Source organism: Enterocloster citroniae (assembly GCF_040545455.1).
GTDB classification, from domain to species: Bacteria; Bacillota; Clostridia; order Lachnospirales; family Lachnospiraceae; genus Enterocloster; species Enterocloster citroniae.
In genome coordinates this window covers 85,695-104,949 of the sequence record NZ_JBEPLZ010000021.1, presented here as the reverse complement: position 1 = coordinate 104,949, position 19,255 = coordinate 85,695, and the positions used below count along the sequence as shown (strand labels likewise).

Here is a 19,255-nt window from a genome sequence, read left to right as displayed (position 1 = left end):
TATCCTGGCGGTCTTATTTTGATACCCACTTTTCAACCTGTATAAATTTTTCAATGTTCTTTAAAATTTAGCTTGACTTTTTATTTGCAGGCTTACTGATTAAAAAAATCGCATACCATACTGCTGTCCTCTGCCTGATCCAGCACTTCCAGGAATTCTTTCCTGCCCAAAAGTTCCGCGATCCTTGAGATGTTGTGCAGATGTTCTTCCCCATCCGCAGACGATAAGAAAATAATATATTTGACCGGGTCGTTTTTATGTCCGAAACATACCGGATCTTTTAATGTGGTCAAAGAAACCGCATTTTCCAGCGCCCCGTATTCCGGTTTTGCATGGGGCAGAGCAACGTGTTTCATAATGATAAAATAAGGTCCCTCCTCTCTGGTCACCCTGACGATCTCGTCCACATACGCCTGCGTCACCTTATGTCTGCCAACCAGGGGACGGGCTGACTTTCTTATGGCATCCTCCCAGTCGGCCGCTTCAATATTCAGTTGAACTTCATCTCTTTCCAATGGTTTATGTGTCATGCTGCTGCTCCTTTCATGAGTCCAATATACGTTCTCCTGATAAAAAGTTCAATCTCCTTTCATGACAGTTTTTGTCTGGTAACCGCACAAAAATTGACCTAATCAGTACCCCCGGCAACAGTGGTCATCTTTTATAATAAAGAAAAAAGCAAAGGAGATTTTAATATGGCGTTTAAAGAAATATGTGCAGCCGGATCCAGCTATGAGATGGGGCTGGCACATGGAAGCAAGGCAAAGGATATGGTTGCCGGTACGATTGATTACTACAGGCAAAAATTTGAACCGATCTGGAACTGCTCCTGGGCTGAGATCAAAGAATTTTCCAATCAGTATTATGACCTGATCCAGGCGGACTTTCCCCAATATATAGAGGAGATGAGGGGCATCTGCCATGGCTCCGGCCAGCAGTTTGATGACATTCTGGCAATCAACTGCCATTATGAGATCGCACGAAAAGGGGGACTGACGGAGCACAGCTGCAGTGTAATCGGGGTGGAGTCCGGCCGCAGCGCGGACGGCCGTACTTATATGGCGGAGAACTGGGATTACGGAGTTTTCCAGAAACATAACACCATTATACTAAAGCTCACTCTTCCAGATGATACCAGGATTTGTATGGTGACAGAAGCGGGAATTATTGGTAGAATGGGTTTTAACAGCAGCGGGATCGGATATTGCGGAAACACCCTGAAAAATGACCATGTGGGCCTAAAACTGCCCCTCCATCTGATGAAACGCCTGATCCTTGAACAGCACACCCTGGAGGATGTACGCAGAATGGTACACACCTTTGGAACGGGAAGCTCCTTTAACATACTGGCCGGTTCAAGCAGGGATGGAATATGCGATTTTGAAGTTGACAGCCGTCAGGCCACGGAACTTTTGCCCGCAAACGGTCTGATGCTCCACACCAATCATTTTCTTGCATCCGGCCTGAATACTGACAGGGAATATATAAAATACCTGAAAAATGAATCGGTCCTCAGATACGATTCACTGAAACAATCCCTGGAACATCTGGAAAGGATCAGCTTTCAGGACATCAAAAAAGCACTGGTACAGCACGGCAATCATCCCCATGGAGTATGCACCCATGCCGACCAGGCACTGCCTGTAAGAAAACAGTGGGCAACCATCTGTTCATTGGTCATGGATTTGACAGAACAGACCATGTATATATGTGAAGGAAATCCCTGCGGACATACCTACCTTGAAACAAAATTACCGTAAACATTTCACCCATGGCAGTCTCACTTGGAGGGAAAGATGAATAAAAACACGCTGTCCATCATTGAAAAGATAATCATAAACAGGGTATTAACCGTTCCCCAGCTTATGGGGGAAACCTCATTTACAAAAAGACAGATCGAATACCAGCTGGAATCCATCAACACCGTCCTGGCAGATTCCTACGGCGTGCCAAAGGACAGACTCTTACAGGCCAGTCAGCCGGTATCCCCAGAGACGTTGGATTTGTTGGAAAAGATATTTCTAAACCAGATCCGGCAGTATAATTTCGATCATGAAGAGCGGCAGTATTATATCTTCCTGGCGATCCTGTGCAACCAGGATTATCTCACCATCTTTCATCTCACAGATGAACTATCAGTGAGCAAGACCACCATCCAGGCGGATATGAAAGACTTACGGAAGAATCTGGAATCCTACGAAATACGCATAGACAGTGACCGCGTATACGGATATACACTGTCCGGTTCCCCCTCCTCCTGCCTGAGTTTTATGGTGAACGGAATCACCGGTGTCCATGGTCCCGTAATGGAACATTTTTTCAAAAAACACTCTATCCATGTGACAGACCATTACATAGGGACGATCCGCCGGATCGCAGGTACCTGCGGCATTTCCTTTGTTGAGAGCAGATTAAGGGAGTTTGTTTACATCCTGGTCATCCTTTCTGTCAGCAGGCAGTTTCCAAGCGGGAACCCCTTTGAACTTCCTGACTTTGTTTCCGAAAAAATGCCCCAGCTGAATGAATATAAATTTGCCGAGACATTGCTGAAAGAACTGGGCCTTGATCTGGAGGAGGATAAAATAGAATATATCAGCGCATGGCTCATCGGCATCTCGGTATCGGACATTGAGAATGAGACACCGGACAAGTCCTATCTGGTGGAACTGCTGCGTCAGATGCTGATCCGCTTCCAGGCCTTAAGCGGTCTGCAGTATTCTGACCACAACAAGGCTTTGGCACAGCTCTATTCCCATTTCAGGCCTGCTTTTTACAGGAATCTATATCATTTGCCCGTGTCCAATCCTTTAACCCGGCAGATCCTGGAGCAGTATGCCGCCACCGCCACCCTGGTCAGGGAGACTATTAAGCCTTTAAACTATATCCTATACTCCCCTTTTGCAGAGGACGAACTGGCCTATCTCACTGTCCATTTTGCAAGCTTTACCACGCAGAAAACCTATGGCAGCCCATACAGAAAACAAGGTGCCATAGTCTGTAACGCGGGTACCGGCTTTTCCGCCCTGCTGAAAAAACAGCTGGCCGGCTTGTTTCCTGAATTTGACTTTTTCTCCACCGGTTATGACGGACTCCGCCGAGAACTTCTCACCCAGACATGCCATGCTGTTTTTACAACTTCATTGGATTTTCAGCTGGAGGGCCTTGGTATCCCTGTATTCTATGTGCCGTCCATTCTGAACAGCCAGGACAAATACCGTTTGTCCCAAAAGGTGTATCAAACATTTGAATCATTTGCCGATCCACTTCCTTCCGTACATGATCTGATCACCATTATTCATAAACATGCACAGATCCTATCCGAGGGAAAACTCAGAGGAGACCTGATCAGCTACTTTTCACAAAAAAACGGCCGGTCCTCTCCCTCCCGGCCGCTGTCCCTGTCGGACATGATCCGCCCTGCCCTGATCCAGACCAGGGCAGCTGCCCGGACAGCCGAAGAGGCCGTGCTTTTGTCAGCACAGCCTCTTCTCACCTGTAACTATATTACCCAAAACTATGTGGATTCTGTTATTGATACCTTTAAGAGCAGCCTGCACCACACCGTGATCATGAAATCAGTTGCCCTGCCCCACGCAGCGCCTGACCGGGGTGTTCTAAAACCAGGAATATCCGTCACCGTCCTGGAACATCCTGTCATATTCAACGTGGAGAATTACGATCCCATCAGATACATTTTCTGTTTAAGCGCTGTTGATTATGAATCCCATCTATCAGCCATGGCCAGTCTGGTGGAATTTCTGGAGGACAAACAGTTTTATGAGATCCTGAACACCCAGAGCTGCTCCAATATATTCAACTATTTAATGGTGTACGGCTCCCGTTCTTCATGAAGTCTTTCATCCAGTAAAAGCTTTTTTTAGGATACCGTTTCAGGCTTCCCTTTCCTTTGTCGTCCATGTCCACGTAAACCCATCCGTACCGTTTCTTCATCTCTCCCGTGGACAGGCTTACCAGGTCAATGCCTCCCCACATGGTATAGCCCAGAACCGGTATCCCATCCAGCTCAACCGCATCCTTAATAGCCTTAAAATGGTCCTTCAGGTAATTGATCCTGTAATCATCTTCCACCCAGAAATCCTCATCCGGTTCATCTGCCATGCCCAGTCCATTTTCCACGATAAAAAGCGGCAGCTGATAGCGGTCCCAGAACTCATTGAGCACATAGCGAAGCCCCAGGGGATCGATGGTCCAGCCCCACGGTGTGGCCTCCAGATAGGGGTTGGGATCAAAGGAGAGCACATTCATCTTAAGCTCACTGTCCGCCGTACAGGTGGTGGAACGGTACATGCTGAAACTGATGTAATCAATGGTCCCCTGGCTCAGGATCTCTTTATCCCCTGGCTCAATGACCAGCTCTACTCCGTTATCCTTAAAAAAATCCGCCTGCCAGACAGGGTATTCCCCCCGAGCCATGACATCGATATAAAACAGGGTACGGCGACGTATGGTCATCTGTGCAAACACATCCTGGGGCCTGCAGGTCCTGGCATAGACCGGGCTGGCGGCATACATGGCGCCAAACAGCGCGCCGGGCATCATCTCATGTCCCAGCTTAACAGCCAGTGCAGATGCCACAAACATATGATGGGCACACTGATAGGTGGCTGCCATGGTACAGTCCGTGGTTCCCAGATGGCTGTAACCATTGAGGATATTGACTTCATTAAAGGTGAGCCAGTATTTCACCCTTCCGCCCAGCCGCTCAAACAGTGCCCTGCAAAGCTTCACATAGCAGTCAATGGTTACACGGCTCATCCAGCCCTGGTAATGCTCCGCCAGATAGGCCGGAAGCTCGTCATGGCATATTGTGATAAGGGGTTGGATGTCGTACTTTAAACATTCGTCCACCACCGCCTCATAAAAATCCAGCCCTTTTTTATTGGGCTTCTCCTCCATGCCGGTGGGGAAAATGCGGGTCCAGCAGATAGAAAACCGCATACAGTTAAGCCCCATGTCTGCAAGATACCTGATATCCTCTTTATAATGATGGTAAAAATCCACGGCCTGGTGGCTGGGATAATACTTTCCCTCCCGGAAATCCCCCACCGCGCCCTTTGGCATGCTGGTCCTTGCAGGAGTCTCCCCCCTGGTCCCGTCCGGCAGCCGGTAGGTCATCATGCGCGGCACATCCACACTGCCGTCCGTAACAAAATCCTGGGTGATCACACCCCTGCCGTCCTCTCCAAAACCGCCCTCATACTGGAAATCAGCAGAGGCGCTGCCCCAGAGCAAATCTTCTGGAAATCTCATAAAACCTCCTTATAAATGTAGTGTACACTCGGAATCTCCCGGTACTCAGATTTCTGAGATGATTTTTTATCAGTTGTGCACCAATTTATGAGGCGTACACGGTGTGTACGTTGAGTAAATTGGTGTGCGACTGGCGGAAAATCAGCCGCAAAGATGGGTGCCGAGGAGACTTCGAGAGTGCACTGTATTGTTTTAAGCCTTGTCCTTATGGATCTCCCTGTAAAGGATCTTATACAGTTCTATGATCTCCCTGGTAAGGCTGCACTGGGTCATGGCTGCCATCATGGTGTCCTGTGCATGGTTAAAAATAAAGGAATTCTCATACCTGGTTCCCGCCGCCTCATTTTGGATCACCTCTGTCTGGGCATCGTGGGCTTTTTGGAGCTGTGCAAATGCCTGCTCCATCAATTCCTCGGCCCCGGTAAAATCAAAGGCGTGAAGCTTTTTCAGCGCCTGTTCCGCCGCAATTTTGGCATCCCCTGCGTCAATTACCACCCTCATGGCAACCTGGGCAAGTTCAGGAAGCCCCTCTTCCTCTTCATACTGTTTGACTGTGTTTTCCTGTTCGTTCACTTTGTTTCTCCTCCTATGCGGCTGCCGCCTCTTTCTCAATCTCTTCTTTTTCATAAACCTTAAAGAATGGATACCAAATAACCAGATAAACAACCAATAAGACAACAAACCAAAGCAGACCTCTCATATCCTGTGTCACGATCACTGTTGAGATAGGTGCAGGTATCTGGCTTACCTGCAGGGACATGGCCGGTATCTTAAGGAATCCCAGACTCATGGCAGCCCACACCATAACCGGTCCCAAAAGTGCGTTGATCCACATGGGAACCATGAGCATTGGATTAAATACCACCGGGGTTCCGTACATCAGCGGTTCGCTGATATTAAAGATGGAGGGACCGATACAGATGCGTCCCATGGTTTTAAGCCTCTTGGACTTGGACCTGCACATCAGCAGGTTGAGGGGAAGGGGGGCTCCCTGTCCGCCCATTGTGATCAGTCCTATGGCAAACATGGTCTCATAAGTGACAATGTACTCCGGGTTCTGCCCGGCTGCCACGGCCGCGATATTGGCCGCAAGAGCGGTTGCAAACACCGGGTTTCTGATTGCTCCCCATACCCAGGGAGAGATGCCAAGGCTGAAAAAGAACACCTGTACAAAGGAAAGTGTCAGCATGCCGGGCAGGCTTAAAAGGAAATTCTGAATGGGCATAAATGCATTGATAATGACCTGGTAAATGTCAATTCCCGCCTTAAATACCAGTACGGCTGATATGGCGACTGATGCAAGAATGGGGAAAATATTGTTGAACCACTCGGAGACAAAGTCCGGAAGGGTGTCGTTATTTTCAAGGAAATGCAGCTTGGAATACATATGGTAGATAAATCCCACCATAATGCCCGCCACGATCGCCACAAACATGGCCGCCGGACCAAACCGCGCATAGGTGAACATGATTGTTGCTCCGGTCTCATCATAAGAAGGCACGATAAAAACCATAAATACCAGTATAGCGGTAAGCCCTGCATTGACCAGATATTTCTGGAGGTCCAGTTTTTCCATGAGCTGCGCTGCCACAACAAAGGCAACGATCAATGCCAGAAACCGGAAGGTATAGTTGATGATCACATCAAAGTTGGGCAGTGCCGGAATAAATGCCCGGAATACATTGTATATGTAGATGACCGAGCCTGTCAGGATAAAGGGAAGTATTTTCTGCATGGCACTTGATACAGCCGCAATATACGGAAGCGAAAAAACCTTTTTGGTGGCAGGAGCAAGGACACAGCTCAGCCAGTCCATGAATTTATTCATCCCCGGTTCCCCCCTTCCCTGATGCAGCCATGTCCTGAGCCAGCTCCACCAGACGTTTTCCGTCAATCTGGCCGTATATATCCTGTGGGATTACTCCCACCGAAATCTCATAGGAAGCGCACATGTTCTTAAAATTCTCAAGCTGATTTGCATAATGAGGTCCTAACAGCAGCACATCAATTTTACCAAGGTACCCATTTACCTGGCTTTCACTTCTTGCTTCAACCGTCATACTGATCCCGTTTTTCTTGGCATACTTTCTCCCCTGCTGTGCCAGAAGTCCGCTGGAAAATCCCGCTCCGCAGCAAAGCAATACACGTAATTCACTCATACTATAAAGCTCCTTTCTATCCTACAATACTCCCAATATTTCGTTCAAACCGCAATTGCAATTTTAGATTAATCTGCTGTGATTATAGTATAATGTCTTCTCACAATTCAACCAGATATTTTCATCCCGCAGTGAAAATTTTTGGTTGAAGCCCTGTATCTACAATGATATCATAACATCAGACAACAGATGAAAGGAGACTGAACCTATGCAGGAAAAACAGATTTCCATGATCAGGATGATTTCCAAAAGTTCCAAGCCGGTTCCCTGTAAACAGCTGGCTTCCTGTCTTAATATATCCACACGCACTGTTATCAACTATATGAATGATATTAACGGCATGTACCCGGAACCGGTCATCATTTCCACCCCAAACGGCTATGTCATTGACCGTACCAGGACGGCCGGCCTTTTAGACCAGGTCAACTCCATACCGGACGGGTACAGGGAACGTTCCTTCTATATCTGTAAGCAGCTTTTGCTTGGAAGCGTAAAGGAGCTGGATGCATTTGAACTAAGTGATGAGATGTGTATAAGCTACTCTCTCTTAAAAAATGACTTGCAGAAAATGAACCAGTCCTATGCCTACCTGAATGTAAAATTCGTCATTAAAAACAACAATGTGTCCGTATCAGGAACAGAGAAGGATAAGCGCAAGCTTATGAACCATATGCTTACCCAGTCCCAGGAAGCCAATCTCCTGGACATCGCCACATTAAAACAGTTTTTTCCCCAGGACGTGGTTGACACCATACAGATCATTCTGGATGAGGTGTATCAGAAAACAGGCTATTACCTCAATGATTTCTCAAAGATCAATATGCTTTTGCATGTCCTGATCATGGTCGTCCGGGTGATCAACGGCAATACCATCCATATGGACGGCGGCCAGGATTTAAAGATTGATGAGACATCAGATGGGGATTACAATCTGGCAGATATGCTATGTGATGAATTACAGAAACGGTTCTCCATTGAGATCAGCCCTGCGGACAAGCTCCAGCTTTACTTTTTGATCAAATCCAATTCAACGGTGCTGGAAGCAAAAACAGAGGAATCCCTGGCCGGATATGTGGGCAGCCAGCTGCTGGATCACATCAGGGAGATTGTGTCCGGCACGGAGCGCCGGTTCTGTATACGACTTGACAGCAGCGAGTTTTTTGTGCGCTTTGCCCTGCATGTGAACTGTATGCGGGTGAGAAGCCTTAACCACATTCAGATCGTGAATCCGCTTAAGACTTCCCTTCGCAGTTCCTCACCCTTTCTGTATGATATTGCCATCTACATGGTTCAGCAGCTGCGGGCAAAAAACATTATCAGCAGCAGTATTTCAGAGGATGAGATCTCTTTTATTGTGCTTCACATTGGTGCGGAGATCGAAAGGCAGAATGTGACGGACAGCACCATCAGCTGCGTGCTCATGATTCCGGAATATCTGAACATGGGACAGACCATTGCACGAAAGATCATGCGCCGCTTCAGCGACCAGATAACCATCAAGCAGACCATCACCCTGGAGGAACCAAAGCCGGATGCTTCCTGCGATCTGGCCATCTCTGTTATTGACAAGAATAATACCTCCGGCGGCCAGTGCGTCTATATAAGCCCGTTTTTGACTTCTGCCGATTACGCCGGGATCAGCAATGCCATTGATAAGGTCCAGATCCAAAAGTCCCTGGAATATCTGCACAGGAATTTTGATTTTTATTTTTCATCCGGCAACTTTATCATTGACCGATCCAGAAGGATGGAACGTGATGCAGCCATTGACAAGCTGTGCAATCTTCTCATTGACAACCAGTTTGTTACCAGGGAGTACAGAGACAATGTCTTAAAACGTGAAAATGCAGCTTCAACCGCTTATTTTGATTTTGCCATTCCTCACTCCGTCTGCATGGAGGCCACGATCAATACCATCGGCGTCCTGGTTGCGCCGGGCGGGATCCAGTGGAATGAGCACCTGGTTTATGTTGTATTTATGATGGCCATTTCCCCTGATTCATTAAATGACTTTCAGACACTGTACCGCATCCTTGCCCAAATACTGACCGATACCAGCATTATAACATCCATAAGGGACTGCGAATCCTTTGGGGCCTTTAAAAAACTGCTCCTCAACCCGGGATTCTATTAAGCACATATAAGGAGGCACTTTAAATGGCTGTTTACTATTACCCCAGCTGTAAATTCACTGCATTTTCACCGGAAACCAGCAACCGGATCTGCGCCTATCTGGACAGGAGGTTCGGCATGACCATACAGGGCTGCTGCCGCCCGTCCCACTCCCTTATGACAGAGGACGACACTGCCGTATGTGTGTGCAATACCTGCGCCGCGATCTGCTCAGAGGATTCCAAAGCCCATGTAAAATCCCTGTGGGAAGTTTTACAGGATGACCGGGAATTTCCCTTTCCGGATCTTCACCGCGAGGCCATGACCCTGCAGGACTGCTGGCGCTGCTATGACCGCAGGGCTGAACAGGACGCTGTGCGCAGGATCCTGCACAGAATGAATGTTTCTGTGGTTGAACTGGAAGAAAATTATGAAAGGACACGGTTCTGCGGAACCAGCCTGCATCAGCCCCTGGTCCGGGCCAATGCTGATTTTGCTCCCAGACGCTTTGTGAAAGAAGCCCAGGGCATGTTCATCCCAAAAGCAGAGGAGGAACAAAAAGCCCTGATGCGGGAACACTGCAGCAACATACACACCGACAAAGTGGTATGTTACTGCGTCCCATGCACCAAGGGAATCCGGGCAGGCGGCAAGCAGGGGATCCATCTGCTGGACCTGTTGTTTGAAAATGTGTAACTTCAGTAGACAAGGGCACACACGCCCCTGATTCGCTGAGGATAACCGCATCATATAGAAATGAAAGCGAGGAAAACTATGAAACACACTTATTACAAATCCACTACTTCTTCATCCCCCTTAAGCGCTGCTGTAAAAGCAGGAGAAACCCTGTATCTTTCCGGTCAGCTGGGAATCTCTCCTGAGACCGGAAAAATAGTAAGCCATGATGCCGGTGAACAGACTGTTCAGGTGTTAAAGAATATGGAAGACGTGTTGACACAGGCCGGGTATTCCTTTGAAGATGTGGTTAAAACCATGATCTTTGTGGCTGACAGAGGAGATATGCCGGCTGTCAACAATGCCTACTCCTCTGTCTGGGGCGAGGACAAGCCAGCCAGATCCGCTGTCCAGGTGGTCTTCCCCAATCCGGCAGTGAAAGTGGAGATCGAGGCCATCGCAGTGAAGCAGACGGCTGACTAAATAAATGGAGGGCCTAAAATGAAACCCAAACGGATTGCCCTGGTGGGCTGCGGAGGCCTGGGACATGAGATCGCCGCCGGTATTAAAGCCGGACAGGCCGGAAACTACACGCTCTGCGGAATCTACACGGACCAGCCAAAGCTGACAGCCGCATGCTCAGAGACATTCGGCTGTGCCGCTTACCTTACCAGTGAAATGATGTTTCTTGACAAACCTGATCTCATGATCGAAGCAGCCGGAGCCGCTGCACTGAAAGAGCTTTTAGAACCAGCGGTCAAAAACCAGGTGGATGTGATTCCCCTCTCTGTGGGAGTGTTTTCCCATCGGGCGTATATGGATCATATCCGCCAAATGGCCGAAACACATGGGACCCATGTATACCTGCCCTCAGGAGCTGTGGGTGGATTTGATCTCATGGGAGCAGCTGCCCTGGACCGGGAATTATCCGTATCCATACACACGGAAAAACCTCCCCAGGCGCTGGCGGACGCTCCCTGTCTAGCGGGCCGCATCCTCCCTGACCACGAAACCCAGCTGGTCTTTTCCGGCAATGCAGTTGAGGCAATTGAGGTATTTCCACAAAATGTAAATGTTGCAGTAGCGGTAGGTCTTGCCACTGTGGGTGCCGACAATCTTTCCGTAACCGTTGCCGCCAACCCCGATCTTCACTCCAACAGGCATACCATTGACCTTAAGGGGGAATTTGGCCATGCAAGGATCCAGATATCCGCCGCCCCCTCTTCCAATGTCCACTCCAGTAAGCTGGCTGCCCATAGCGTCATAAGTCTTTTAAAGCGGCTGGACTCCTGGATTTGCTTTATGTGATCTGTTTTAAATGATCTGTTTTAATGGAAAGGTATATCCGATATGAAACAATTTTCCTATACGATCAAAGCAGCCCATGGGATCCATGCCATCCCTGCCGCGCTTCTGGCTCAGGAAGCCAACAAATATAACAGTTTCATATCCATCATAAAAAGCTCCACAGAAACAGATATGGCCAGACCCGTCAAGGTCATGGCCATGTCGATCAAACAGGGGGATACTGTCACTATTAATATTGAGGGGGAGGATGAGGATCTGGCCGCCATGGAACTGGAGGCTTTTTTCCGCCGATTTCTTTAATTCTTAACGTCTCTCCTTCTCCCTATCATATGCCTGAATATAAACAAAATTATCGTTTTTTCGCTCCATCCTGTACTCAGGGTCCAGAACAGCTTCAATGAACTCTCGTCCTCCTGATTCCACTGCCACAACGTTCATCCCCAGTTCCCGCTCCACATCCTCCACAGTCAGGTCGTCTAAGAAAACCTGTTCCCCCATCCGAAGCATGTTGGAGGGGATCTGCAGCACATCTCCCAGATACTCTCCCCTGTCCTTGCGCTCTTTCAGCTGCTTGATCAGATCCTGCCCTGTGATCAGACCGGACACCGTTATGGTTTCCCCAAAGAAATCATTGCGGATAGAGAAAACATGGATGGTAAGCATTGGAAATGCCTCCATGAGCTGAGCTGCAAACTCACAAATGGTGGGGTATGTCAGCTTTCCGGTTGCAATGGTCAGGGTACGGCTTACCGCCCCTTTAAGGGCGCTGTATTCCGAACTCCCTGTAACATCACTTAGGGCTTCCCGGAACTCATTGATGAACAAACGCATCATGCCAACGCCATTCTCCAGCTGGATATAGCCGTCATACCGGTCTTCCTCCGGAAACTCCCTTTCTGCTGTTATATACCACTCGTCACTGGCATGGATAAAGTGAAGCCCATACTGCCGGTAATACCCCTCCTGGAAGCTTTCTATCAGATCAATGATCTCCCCTGCCTCCTCCTTGGTGTACAGCCCAATGGGAAATAATCCCTCCCTATATTTTGTGATACCTGCCGGAACCACGGAAACGCTTCTTAAAAACGGAAGATATTCAGCCAGGTCACGGATGGAGCGCTCCAGCTCCGATCCGTCATTTACACCTTTGCAGCACACAATCTGCCCGTTCATCTCCACATGGCCATCGTACAGCATTTTCAGATATTTCAATTTTTCCCCTGCAAAGCGGTTATGGAGCATCTTGCATCTAAGCTCCGGATTTGTCGTCTGGACAGAAATATTAATGGGTGCCAACTGCATCCGTATAATCCGCTCTATGTCCTTCTCCTTCATATTGGTCAGGGTGATATAGTTGCCCTGCAGAAAAGATAGACGGGAATCATCATCCTTAAAATACAATGTATCCCGCATTCCGGGCGGCATCTGGTCAATGAAACAGAAAATGCATTGATTGCTGCAAGAACGGTAATCACTCATCAGGCTATTCTCAAACTCCACGCCCAGGTCATCATCATACTCCTTGTCGATCTCCAGAAGCCACTCCTCTCCGTCCGGTTTTCGGATGACCACCTCAACATACTCATCTTTGATCATGTACCTGTAGTCAAATACGTCCTCTATTTCCTCATTATTAATCAAAAGTAGTGTATCTCCCGGTTCAATCTCCATCTCCTCTGCGATCGAATCAGGATACACTTCTTTTATGATATGTCCGCTCTTCTTTTTCATCCAATTGTACTCCCTGTTCCAGCTGACGCCATTCCTTTATGTTCGTATCCGAATATAACAAAGATGATGCCGGCTGTCAAGGGGCATGGGCTGGGTTCCCGGGTTAGAGAATTTAATTGTAGCCTTATCCTCAAGCTTTATTGCCGCTGATTCATCTATAGGATTACAGCCTCCGGTTGTCGCTCTCTACAGCAGCCCCGCTGATTCAAAGATATTCCTCAGTGCTGTCTTCTTTTCATCTGTTAAGGACTGGAGAGGTCTTCTTACATGACCTCCCTTATATCCCATCAGGTCACAGCCATATTTAAGTCCGGCAATGCCATATGTACCTGTCACCGCGCCGTTGACCGGGAACATCCTCTGATAGAGATCCCTGGCCCCTTCCCAGTCTCCCCCGTCAAACAGTTCCTGGATCTTAACACATTCGTCCGGGCAGCAATTGGCCAACGCGTGGACACCTGCCTTTATTCCCAGAGTCAATGCCGGATACCATGCGCCGGCAGTGCCCACCATTACGTTAAATGAATCCGGTGTCACTCTTTTATAAGCAGCCAGCTGAAGTACATTTCCCGAACTGTCCTTCATTCCAAGAATGTTGGGATGAGATGCAAGTTTCTGTACCGCATCCGCCTCAATATTTACGTGTGTAAACTTAGGAACATTGTACAACAGTACAGGGATATCCACGTGGTCCGCCACCTGGGTAAAATAATCGATCAGTGCATTGCTGTCCATACTGCTTCCGAAAAAGCAGGGGGTAAGGATCAGAGCGCTCTTCGCCCCCAGGCTGGCTGCACGGTTAGTAAGTTCAATCGTCTGGCGTATGGATTCCAGTCCGGTCCCTGCCATAACAAATTTATCGTCTGCTGCATGTTCTACTGTCAGCCGTATCAGTTCTTCCTTCTCCTGCCTGTTTAAATAACAGGTTTCACTGTTGGAGCCTAATACCAGATAACCGGTTAACCCCGTATTGTTCCATTTTTCAATATTGTGTACAAATGCATCATAGTCCACATCCCCATTTTCCTTAAAAGGTGTAACCATCGGCGGGATCACTCCCTTAAATTGAAAATTACTCATCTTTTTTACCTCCATCAAGTTTTAAATCACACTGATCACCCAGGCACAAAGCAGTCCGGTACCTGCCAGCACCACGTTCTGGGCAACGCAAAGGGTCTTAAGGGTTGTCTTTGTATCATAGCCAAAGAATTCAGCAAACACCCAGAAAAAGCTGTTATTCACATGGGAGCCGCAATGAGAACCGGCTGAGATCGATATAAATGCTGCGATCGGGCTCATAAGCCCTGCTTCGATCAAAGGAATGGAGAGGGAAGCGCCCAGCAGGGCTGCTACCGAACCAGAACCCTGGGCAAATTTAGACAATGCAGTGATCAGAAACGGAATCAGGATCACTGGTAAAAAGCTTGCCGCCAGCGCATCTGCGAACATCTGTCCCGCCCCTGTGGCATCCACCACCTTTGCCAATGCACCGCCGGCTGCCGTGATGAAGATAACTGGGCCGGCTGTTTTTAGCGCGTCCCCAATTGCTCCAAAGGTCTCTCCTTCAGGAAGTTTTTTCTTCAGGAGAAGGATCGCTGAGATAATGCCGATCACTAGTGCGATATTCTTATCCCCTACAAAACCGGTAAAGGCAAGCACCGGTGATTCCTTCGCCAAAGCCATCCCGCAGATTGAATTTACTACGATCAAGATGATCGGAATCAGGATTGGCAGAATCGCCTCTATAAATGACGGCATCTGTGATTCTTCCACACTGGCTGCCACCGCCTCCTTCTTACCCGTGTCATCTGTGCTGGTAAAATAGCCGGCAGGCTTCTTATCCAAAAACAGCATGCAGAACAATCCGGCTGTTACTGTGGATATTGCAGCTACCACCAAACCGTATGCAATGGATGTCCCCACATCCAGTCCGATGACCGCTGCCACAGCCAGGGGCGCAGGCGTTGGGGCAACATAAGCATTGGTACATAAAAGGGCACAGGCTGTCAGTGTGGCAAAGACACAGAGCACCTTCCCAGTCTTTTTTGAAACTGCCTTGATGATTGGCGACAGCATAATAAGTGCAACATCTGAGAATACAGGAATTGATACAAGATATCCTGTTGCTGCCAGTGCAACGCTGGCGTTCTTTTCACCTGTAACCTTTAGAAGTGAGGTCGCAATTCTCTGGCATGAATTGGATTTCTCCAGATAGGTCCCAAGGATGGTCCCAAATATGATGACAAGACCTATGCTTTTACATGTATTTCCAAAACCTCCTGTCAATGCATTGATCGTTTCTGATGATCCGACACCACAGCCCATACCAATGATCAGGCCTCCTAAAAGCATGCTCATAAACGGACCAAGTTTGGTCTTGATCATCAGAAACAGCATAACTGCCAGCCCTAATAAAAATACTATCATTGTTTGCACGGTAAACCCCTCCCATTATTTTATTTTTCCCTATATAACCATACCGCTCCTTCATCCGCTCCTGAAACCATGGAGCGGAATGCCTTTACAACCCCTTTTGCCGGATGATCAGGCCTCCTTACACGCTTAAGCCGGTCACTGATCTCTTCCTGTGTAAGCTCCACATTGATGGATCTGTTATCCAGGTCAATGGTTATGATATCCCCGTCTTCAACTGCAGCAATGGGGCCTCCTTCCCATGCCTCCGGTGTGATGTGGCCCACACACGGCCCCCTGGTCGCACCGGAAAATCTTCCATCCGTTATCATTGCCACTGATGTGTGAAGCCCCATTCCCACCAGCATGGCCGCCGGTATGGAAAGTTCCCGCATTCCCGGCCCGCCTTTAGGGCCCTCGTAGCGGATCACAAGAACGCTCCCCGGCCGGATGGTCTTATGGACCATATAATCCCTTAGATCCTCCTCTGAATCAAAGCATACCGCCGGTCCCCTGTGAAAAAACATGGACGGCTCCACACCGCTTTTCTTTACCACACATCCTTTAGGAGCAAGGTTTCCTGTAAGGACGGCAAAGCATCCATCAGGATACAGCGGATCATCAGCATCGTGAATGATCGCTTTATCCACCTTCCTGTTGAATTTATCCAGATACTCTTTTAAAGTACCTCCCGTGGCAAGCTTTTCGTCTAAATTCAGGTAATCCTTTATACTCTTTAAGGTTGCCCCCACACCGCCGGCTTTATAATAATCGTAAATGCTATATTGGGATGAAGGCTTAAACTTTGCTATACACGGCACATCCTTTTGTATCTCATCAAACCGTTTCATATCCAGGTTCAGATCCATGGTTTTGGCAATTGCACACACATGAAGCTGCGCATTGCTGGAACCGCCGGTTGCCGATATATGGCGCAGACCATTGATCAGGGAATTCTCCGTTACAATGTGGGAAAATGTCACTCCTTCTTTTGTCAATGCCACGATCCGTTCCCCCACATCCCTGGCCTGTTTATATTTTGCCGCAGAACAGTACAGCATTGTGGTGGAATCCATGGGTGCCAGACCAATGACTTCTGAAAATACCCCCATTGTATTGGCGGTTCCATACATGGAACAGGTCCCGCAGGAAAAACATATATTTTCCTTCAATACAGTAAATGTATCCTCTGATATGGAACCCACATTTCTCTCACCGATGGACTCCTTCAGATCAGGGGTTACGTATGTCCTCTCCTCCCCCTCGTAAGGCAGCATGGAGCCGGCGGTAAGGAACATACAGGGTTTATTCAGGGAAGCGGCAGCCATCAGCATACCTGGGACGATCTTATCACACGAGCACAAAAACACCAGGCCATCAAAGGAATTTGCATTGACCATCGCCTCTACGGAACCGGCTATCAACTCCCTTTGAGGCAATATGTAATGCATTCCTTCCCCATGGGACATCCCGTCACAGGGAGCCGGAACATTAAACTCAGCCGGGGCACCGCCTGCGCACCAAATACCTTCTTTTACATATTTAACAAGTTCCCCCAACGGCTTGTGGCCCGGATTCACATCCGTATAGGAATTGACAATCCCAATGATCGGTTTACGCAGGTCCTCCGTCCGATAACCACAAGAATTCATAAGACCTACATAATATGCTTCTTGGGGATCATCTACACGTGAACATTTCCATTTTTCCATTATCCCTCTCCTCTACTTATCAAAACTGACCAGATTATCTATTGTACAGCGCTGTTTTATTTACATATTTATTATATTTCATTCATTTATAAATGAAAAACAGTTAAATAGACACTAGTACACAAGATATTTCTTGTGTACTCCATCTCAATATGCTATTCTGGTTATCAGAAGGGAGAAATCGTCATGACAAATGGATTTAAGATGTTTCTGCTGGCAGCGGAGGAACTGAATTTTTCCAGGGCTGCGGAACGCGCTTTTGTGACCCAGCAGTGCCTGAGTGATCATATCAAACGCCTGGAAGAGATGTATCATGTAACACTTTTCCAAAGAAAACCAAGGCTGCAGCTGACCCCGGAAGGCCATGCCATGTTAAGATACCTTTCAAGGATGCAGGCGCTGGAGGACAGTATGATCAATGAACTGTGCGACATCAGCGAAGGGGTGCGGGGCACGATCAATTTTGGCGTCAGTTCCACCAGGGGCGGAATCATTATACCAAAGCTTATTCCGCAGTTTCAAAAGGACTTTCCCAATGTAGACGTGCAGGTACAGCTTAATGATACAAAGCGTCTGGAACTCCAGCTTATCAACAACAAATTGGATATCTTCCTGGGTGTGGACACAAGCCAGCATGTAATGTTCAACAGAGCCGGTGTATGCGAAGATTCCCTGTATCTGGTCATATCAGATACTCTGCTCCGCACTTACTTTCCCGATACATATGAAACCCGAATGTCGGAATTTCCAAAAGGCGCTGACTTAAGCCTTTTTAAAGAGGTTCCGTTTGTTCAGGGCCATAATACCAGCACCACTACCTATGCCATCAGCCAGTTCCTGATGAAATATGATATCGAATTAAAGATTCCTATTTCAGCCAGTAATTTTGATATACTCATTGAGTTATGCCAGACCGGGCTTTACGCAACCATCACCCCCTGTTTTCATCTGATCCGCCTGATCCAGATGAACCGGATGCTGCCCAACGAAATGAAAATGCATGTATTTCCTATTAAGAACTTAAATCACAAGCTCAACGTGGAGATCATAACCCACCGTGATGCGCAGCCCCTGCTTCACATGTCCACCTTTGTCAGAATGCTGAAGGATTTCCTCATAAAAGAAAACATGGAAATTGAACGTTACCTGATCCGGCATTCTGTCTCGGTGTGATATCTTGATGTTGTGATAAATCTAAAGGAGACGATCCTCCTGTTACGGATGACCGTCTCTGTCATTCTTCACTGTTTAATTATGAAGTATTTACTCTTACCTTACCGCGACACCACCCTGCCCACAGCCTCCTGCCAGCCATGATGCATCTTTTCTCTCATCTGATCATCCATTTTCACATCATACCGATCATATTTCAGGCAGCCAAATACTTCCTGTCCATATATGCCAAGCCCGAATCCGGCAGCATAGGCAGCTCCCATGCCGGACAGTTCTTCCACCTGGGGCACAAGGACCGGCGTGTCCAGTATGTCACTTTGGAACTGCATCAGGTACTTGAAATATTTCAGGCCGTCCGTAGAACTTCCCCATGAGCAGGACGGCCTGATTGAAAAGTGGATATGCTATGGAAATGAATACATAACCGCAAAGGAAGTAACCGTCATCCCCGGCCATGAGGTACTGTTAAAAGACCAGGCTGCCTATGGCTGTATCATCATTCAGGGATACGGAACATTTGGCCCATATCAAGCCGAAGCTGTAAACATGATGAGAGTCGGCAGCAAAACAGCCGATGAATACTTTGTAAGCAGGCGGCGGGCCAATAACGGTGTACGGATTGCAAACAACGGCCTGGCGGAACCCATGGTTATCCTGCAGCATTTTGGTCCGGATCATGCTGTATTTATATAACTAAAGAAC

General features: G+C 47.9%; 19 protein-coding genes. 9 read left to right on the top strand and 10 right to left on the bottom strand.

The genetic code is table 11. The annotated features are described in order from the left end of the window. Positions 1 to 92: 92 nt before the first annotated feature. Entirely contained in the window at positions 93 to 530 is a 438-nt protein-coding gene (locus ABID13_RS21670; protein ID WP_045094002.1) for a PTS sugar transporter subunit IIA, read from the bottom strand. Between the two features lie 165 nt (positions 531 to 695). On the opposite strand from ABID13_RS21670, the gene ABID13_RS21665 reads away from it, so the two are divergent. Both ABID13_RS21665 and ABID13_RS21660 read left to right on the top strand, forming a co-directional pair. Next, positions 696 to 1,760 carry a C45 family autoproteolytic acyltransferase/hydrolase gene (locus tag ABID13_RS21665; RefSeq protein ID WP_048930263.1) on the top strand — a complete coding sequence of 355 codons (1,065 nt, stop codon included), beginning with the start codon at positions 696 to 698 and terminating at the stop codon, positions 1,758 to 1,760. A gap of 36 nt (positions 1,761 to 1,796) precedes the next feature. Then, positions 1,797 to 3,851: a BglG family transcription antiterminator gene (locus ABID13_RS21660; protein WP_048930264.1), complete on the top strand. Its 2,055-nt coding sequence runs from the start codon at positions 1,797 to 1,799 to the stop codon at positions 3,849 to 3,851. Here ABID13_RS21660 and ABID13_RS21655 read toward each other — a convergent pair. The 4 genes from ABID13_RS21655 to ABID13_RS21640 form a co-directional block, all read right to left on the bottom strand. Next, a complete protein-coding gene (locus ABID13_RS21655) occupies positions 3,814 to 5,271 on the bottom strand; it encodes a glycoside hydrolase family 1 protein (protein ID WP_048930265.1) in 1,458 nt (485 codons plus the stop codon). The genes ABID13_RS21660 and ABID13_RS21655 overlap by 38 nt on opposite strands. A gap of 192 nt (positions 5,272 to 5,463) precedes the next feature. Next, positions 5,464 to 5,844 (bottom strand): PTS sugar transporter subunit IIA, encoded by a 381-nt coding sequence (locus ABID13_RS21650; protein ID WP_048930266.1) that lies wholly within the window; start codon positions 5,842 to 5,844, stop codon positions 5,464 to 5,466. A 13-nt stretch (positions 5,845 to 5,857) separates the two neighbouring features. Beyond that, on the bottom strand, positions 5,858 to 7,099 hold the full coding sequence (locus ABID13_RS21645) for a PTS transporter subunit EIIC (protein WP_007859156.1): 1,242 nt from the start codon (positions 7,097 to 7,099) through the stop codon (positions 5,858 to 5,860). Continuing rightward, positions 7,092 to 7,430, bottom strand: coding sequence for a PTS sugar transporter subunit IIB (locus tag ABID13_RS21640; protein ID WP_007859159.1), 339 nt, complete (start codon positions 7,428 to 7,430; stop codon positions 7,092 to 7,094). The genes ABID13_RS21645 and ABID13_RS21640 overlap by 8 nt, the downstream gene beginning before the upstream one ends. A 208-nt stretch (positions 7,431 to 7,638) precedes the next feature. Between ABID13_RS21640 and ABID13_RS21635 the strand changes: the two genes are divergently transcribed. The 5 genes from ABID13_RS21635 (at position 7,639) to ABID13_RS21615 (ending at position 11,825) form a co-directional block, all read left to right on the top strand. Continuing rightward, entirely contained in the window at positions 7,639 to 9,564 is a 1,926-nt protein-coding gene (locus ABID13_RS21635; RefSeq protein WP_007859160.1) for a BglG family transcription antiterminator, read from the top strand. Positions 9,565 to 9,587: 23 nt separating this feature from the next. Further along, positions 9,588 to 10,238 carry a hypothetical protein gene (locus ABID13_RS21630; protein WP_007859161.1) on the top strand — a complete coding sequence of 217 codons (651 nt, stop codon included), beginning with the start codon at positions 9,588 to 9,590 and terminating at the stop codon, positions 10,236 to 10,238. Positions 10,239 to 10,316: 78 nt separating this feature from the next. Further along, positions 10,317 to 10,700: a RidA family protein gene (locus ABID13_RS21625; RefSeq protein ID WP_007859162.1), complete on the top strand. Its 384-nt coding sequence runs from the start codon at positions 10,317 to 10,319 to the stop codon at positions 10,698 to 10,700. 18 nt (positions 10,701 to 10,718) lie between these two features. Beyond that, a complete protein-coding gene (locus ABID13_RS21620) occupies positions 10,719 to 11,525 on the top strand; it encodes an aspartate dehydrogenase domain-containing protein (protein ID WP_048930267.1) in 807 nt (268 codons plus the stop codon). A gap of 42 nt (positions 11,526 to 11,567) precedes the next feature. After that, complete coding sequence (locus ABID13_RS21615) at positions 11,568 to 11,825, top strand: HPr family phosphocarrier protein (protein ID WP_048930268.1); 258 nt, start codon at positions 11,568 to 11,570, stop codon at positions 11,823 to 11,825. A 3-nt stretch (positions 11,826 to 11,828) separates the two neighbouring features. Here the strand turns inward: ABID13_RS21615 and ABID13_RS21610 are convergent, their stop codons facing one another. The 4 genes from ABID13_RS21610 to ilvD all read right to left on the bottom strand — a co-directional run bounded on the left by ABID13_RS21610 (position 11,829) and on the right by ilvD (position 17,380). After that, complete coding sequence (locus ABID13_RS21610; protein WP_045093999.1) at positions 11,829 to 13,256, bottom strand: DUF512 domain-containing protein; 1,428 nt, start codon at positions 13,254 to 13,256, stop codon at positions 11,829 to 11,831. A 186-nt stretch (positions 13,257 to 13,442) separates the two neighbouring features. After that, the gene (locus ABID13_RS21605) at positions 13,443 to 14,336 is read right to left on the bottom strand and encodes a dihydrodipicolinate synthase family protein (protein WP_048930269.1); all 894 of its coding nucleotides are present in this window, start codon (positions 14,334 to 14,336) and stop codon (positions 13,443 to 13,445) included. A gap of 21 nt (positions 14,337 to 14,357) precedes the next feature. Beyond that, complete coding sequence (locus ABID13_RS21600; RefSeq protein WP_048930270.1) at positions 14,358 to 15,683, bottom strand: GntP family permease; 1,326 nt, start codon at positions 15,681 to 15,683, stop codon at positions 14,358 to 14,360. A gap of 29 nt (positions 15,684 to 15,712) precedes the next feature. Continuing rightward, the gene (gene ilvD, locus ABID13_RS21595; protein ID WP_048930271.1) at positions 15,713 to 17,380 is read right to left on the bottom strand and encodes a dihydroxy-acid dehydratase; all 1,668 of its coding nucleotides are present in this window, start codon (positions 17,378 to 17,380) and stop codon (positions 15,713 to 15,715) included. Positions 17,381 to 17,566: 186 nt separating this feature from the next. On the opposite strand from ilvD, the gene ABID13_RS21590 reads away from it, so the two are divergent. Further along, positions 17,567 to 18,553: a LysR family transcriptional regulator gene (locus ABID13_RS21590; protein WP_048930272.1), complete on the top strand. Its 987-nt coding sequence runs from the start codon at positions 17,567 to 17,569 to the stop codon at positions 18,551 to 18,553. Positions 18,554 to 18,654: 101 nt separating this feature from the next. On the opposite strand, the gene ABID13_RS21585 is transcribed toward ABID13_RS21590, so the two are convergent. Beyond that, on the bottom strand, positions 18,655 to 18,882 hold the full coding sequence (locus ABID13_RS21585; protein WP_156200108.1) for a hypothetical protein: 228 nt from the start codon (positions 18,880 to 18,882) through the stop codon (positions 18,655 to 18,657). A 7-nt stretch (positions 18,883 to 18,889) separates the two neighbouring features. On the opposite strand from ABID13_RS21585, the gene ABID13_RS21580 reads away from it, so the two are divergent. After that, positions 18,890 to 19,246: a hypothetical protein gene (locus tag ABID13_RS21580; RefSeq protein WP_152649086.1), complete on the top strand. Its 357-nt coding sequence runs from the start codon at positions 18,890 to 18,892 to the stop codon at positions 19,244 to 19,246. Positions 19,247 to 19,255: the final 9 nt, after the last annotated feature.